Origin of the sequence: Phytoactinopolyspora endophytica (assembly GCF_004138495.1) — a bacterium.
GTDB lineage: Bacteria > Actinomycetota > Actinomycetes > Jiangellales > Jiangellaceae > Phytoactinopolyspora > Phytoactinopolyspora endophytica.
On sequence record NZ_ML142850.1, the window covers coordinates 51,244 to 55,626 of the forward strand.

Annotated in this window: 1 protein-coding gene; it reads right to left on the bottom strand. The window is 71.9% G+C overall.

Annotated features, from left to right (window positions below; genetic code table 11):
* Positions 1-4,383: non-ribosomal peptide synthetase (locus ELR45_RS03610; RefSeq protein ID WP_205855820.1), on the bottom strand; the 4,383-nt coding region annotated here is incomplete at both ends.

Here is a 4,383-nt window from a genome sequence, read left to right on the forward strand (position 1 = left end):
CCTCGGCGTAGCAGGCCAGCAGGACTACTGACGGCGTGAGGTCATGCCGTCTGGCCCGCTCGACGAGTGTCCGCCAGCTCGCGGCGTCGATGTGCCGTTGACGGCGGCGAAATCGCGGCGTGGCGATCTGCTCCGGCTTGACCCGGACCGGTAGCCGCGGCCCCGGGGGCAGCTCGGGCACCCGCTCACGCCAGTACTCCTCGGCGGCGGCCAGACGCTCGGGGTCGGGCCGGGATTGGAGCACGTAGTCGCGGAACGACAGGCCGATCGGCGGCAACGATGCGTCCAGATCGCGGTAGAGCCGGTCCCACTCGGTGAACAGGGTGAGCATGCTCAGCCCGTCGACGATCATGGTGTCGAACACCACGGCGACCCGGGTACGCTCCCCCAGACGGATCGCCCTGATGTCGAACAGCGGCCAGGCGGACGCGTCGTGCGTGGCGCCCCTCATCTTCTCGCGAATCGCGGCGAGTTCGATCTCCTCGTGGTCGTCGGCCAGGCCCGGGTCGAGATCGACCGCCGTGATGCGGTAGCGCGGCACGTCGCTCATGATGCGCTGGGTGCCGTCTGCAGCGACGACCGCACGCAGCATCTCGTGCCGCTGCACCAGCCGGTTCCACGCTTCCTCCAGCCGTGCCAGGTCCAGGTCCTCGTATTCGCGTTCGGTGGTGAACACAGCGGCGATGCCGCCCAGGACGAAGTCGTCCCGGCGACCGATCCAGTAGGCCTGCTGCACGTCGGTCAGCGGGAACGCGTCGTGCCGGTGCTCGGGATCAGGACGGATCGCGGGCGCTGTCTCGGCCCGTCCCGGCGTGAGCGTGGCTGCGAAGCCGGCCAGCGTGGGTGACGCGAACAGGTCGGCCAGCCGTGCTCCGGCCAGCCCGCGCTCACGGAGCCGGCTCACCAGGCGAGCCGCCAGCAGGCTGTCCCCGCCCAGCGCGAAGAACCCGTCTCCGCGGCCGACCCGGTCCACCTCGAGCAGCTCCATCCAGAGCTCCGCGACTGCCGTCTCGGCCACACCGACGGGCGATTCGAACGATGCTGGTGCAGCGTCGGCCCGTCCGTCCGAGGTCGCCGGGACGACGACGCCGGACTCGATCGGCCCGGCTCCGGTCCGGCCCTGGGCCGCAGCGGCGACAACGGGCTCGGTCTGCCAGTCCACGTCCGCCATTCGGCGCAGCGTCGCCTCGTATTCGGCGAACATGGTGTCGATCAGCCCGTCGGGAAACAACTCGTCGACGCAGTCCCAGCTCAGCAGCAGCTCGCCGGAGCGTTCGATGACCTGGTGATCCAGCCATACCTGCGGCGTCCGGGTCCGGGTGTAGTCGGGCCATCGCACGGACTGCGCGAGCGTGTCGTCGACACCGAGCATGCTGGTGAACACCACCGGCATCGCCTCCACCGAGGCGTCGCGATGCCGGGCAAGCTCCCGCAGCACCCGGATCCCCGACACCTCCCGGTGGTCCAGGTCCCGCCACAACTGCTCCTGCAGCCGTCGCGCCCCGGCGAGCCAGTTCTCCCCCGGATCGGGCCGGTGGGATGCCGGCAGCAGGGACGTGAAGTCGCCGACCACCCGGTCGATGTCCGGATGGAGCGGCTGCCGGTCGAACAGGGTGAGGTTGATGGTGAGCTCCGGCTGGTCGCTCCATCGGCTGAGCAGATCGGCATAGCAGGCCAGCACCACAACCGATGGGGTGAGGCCGTGCCGCCTGCCCCGCTCGGTGATCGCCGCCCAGGTGGGCCGGTCCAGCCGTGCCTCCCGGCGATGGAAACGCGGGACGTCGAGCCGGCCCGGGTCGATCCGCAGCGGCAGCCGGGGCGCGGGCGGCAAGGCCACCATCCGGTCCTGCCAGTAGCCCAGCGCCCGGTCGACGGCGGCCGGTTCCGGTTGCGCCTGGAGCAGGTAGTCGCGGAACGACAGGCCAACCGGCGGCAGGGATGCGTCCAGGTCACGGTAGAGCTGATCCCACTCGGCGAACAGGGTGAGGATACTCAGCCCATCGACGATCAGGCTGTCGAGCACGACGCACAGCCGGGTCCGGCCGTCGTCGTACCGCACCGCTTTGATGTCGAACAGCGGCCAGGTCGACGGCTCCAGCGTGGCGCGGCTCATCTGCTCGCGGACCGCCGCCAGCTCCGTGCCGGCCCGTTCCCCGGCCGTATCCGGGCCCGGTTCGAGGTTGACAACCTGGATACGGCAGCGCGGAACATCACGGAGGATGCGCTGGGTACCGTCGATGTCGACGACGGCGCGCAGCATCTCGTGCCGCGGCACCAGCCGGTTCCACGCCTCTTCCAACCGCCCCATGTCGAGGTCGGTGTGCTCGTATTCGACATAGAACTGCGCGGCGACGCCACCGAGCGGGAGCGCGGGGTCACGGCCGATCCAGTACGCCTGCTGCACATCGGTCAGCGGGAACGGATCGTGACGGTGCTCCGGCTCGGGCTGAATCGTCGGCGCGGCCTCGACCGCCCCGGAGGTCAAGGTGGCGGCGAAGCCGGCCAGCGCCGGCGACAGGAAGAGGTTGGCCAGCTCCGCACCGGCCAGCCCGGCTGCGGGGAGCCGGCTCACCAGCTGGGTGGCCAGCAGGCTGTCTCCGCCCAGGGCGAAGAACCCGTCCTCGCGGCCGACGCGGTCAACCCCCAGCAGCTCTGCCCACAGCTCCGCCAGGGCCTCCTCCACCGGCCCGGCCGGAGGCTCGAAACGTGTCGCGGCGTCGGCGTTCGCACCGTCGCCCTCGACGGCATCGCCCGTGCCGGCGTCGCCCGCGCCCGTGTGGCCGGCGCCGCGAGTGAGCTCGGCACGGTCGATCTTGCCGTTCGCCGTGAGCGGGAGGGCGTCCACCGGCAGGATCCGACCGGGCACGGCATGGGCCGGCAGCCGCTCGGCCAGGAAGTCCGGCAGTGCGCCGACGACGTCGCCGTCCGCCTGCACGAAGCCGACCAGCCGTTTGCGGTCCCGCTCCCCCGGCGCGACGACCACCGCCTGCGCTACCGCCGGGTGGGCCGTCAACGCGGCTTCGACCTCGCCCAGCTCGATCCGGTGTCCGCGGACCTTGACCTGGGTGTCGGCCCGGCCCAGGAACTCCAGCGTCCCGTCCGGCCGGTACCGCCCGAGGTCCCCGGTGCGGTACCAGCGGGTGCCGGCCCGCTCGACGAACTTCTCCGCCGTCCGTGCCGGGTCGCCCCGATACCCCTCGGCCACCCCGATGCCGCCGATCCACAACTCCCCCGGCACCCAGTCCGGACAGTCGCGACCGTGCCGGTCCACGACCCGGAAACGCTGGTTCCGCAGCGGGTATCCGTACGGGACGGACGACCAGGCCGGATCGACCCGGTCGACCTCGAACGCGTTGGACCAGATGGATGCCTCGGTCGCTCCGCCCAGGGCGACGAACCGGCACTGCGGCACCAGCGCCCGCACCCGGCCCGGCAGGTCCAGGCCCACCCAGTCGCCGGACACCATCGCCAGCCGCAGCGACTCCGGCAGGCCGGCCTCGGTCTCGGCCACGGTGACCAGCATGTCCAGCAACGCCGGCACCGTGTTCCAGACGGTGACACCGTGCCGATGCGCCAGCTCCACCCACCGCTGGGCGTCGCGCCGCTCGTCCTCGCCGATCAGCACCACCGTTCCTCCGGCGGCCAGCAACCCGAACACGTCGTAGACCGACAGGTCGAAATCGGCCGCCGACACCGCGAGCACCCGGTCGTCCGGCCCCACGCCGAAGCGGGTGTTGATGTCGTCGATCGTGTTCACCGCGCTGCGATGCGCGATCTGCACGCCCTTCGGCTCACCTGTCGACCCCGAGGTGAAGATGGTGTAAGCCAGCTGTTCCGGGTCGACGGCGACCGGTTCGGCCAGCGGCGGCACCTCGTCGGCGGCACAGAGATCGTCCAGCACGAGTACCGCGCCGGAGCTCTCGACCAGCCGCTCTCGGCGCAGCCGCGGCAGGTCCACGCCCACCGGGACATACATCCCGCCGGCCGCCAGCACGCCGAGCAGGCCGGCGACCTGATCTGGCCCTTTAGGCAGGCTCACGACGACGGCGTCCCCCGGCCGCACGCCCCGGTCCACCAGCCACGCCGCTACCCGCAACGCCCTCGCCGCCAGCTCCGCGTAGGACAGCTCCGTGTAGGACAGCTCCGCGTGGGACGACTCCCCGCCGTCCCACACCAGCGCTACCCGCTCCGGTGCCAGGCCGGCCTGGGCGAAGAACCCGCCGTGCAGCACACCACCGCCGGGAACGGACTCCGGTGCCGGACCCTCCGTCGCGTTCACCCGGTCCCGCACCGCCGCCTGCCCGGCCGGGATCGCCGGCAGGACCGGAGCGTCCCACTCGGTGCCGGCCGGCCGCTCGGCGTCCGAGAGCCACTCGACCAGCT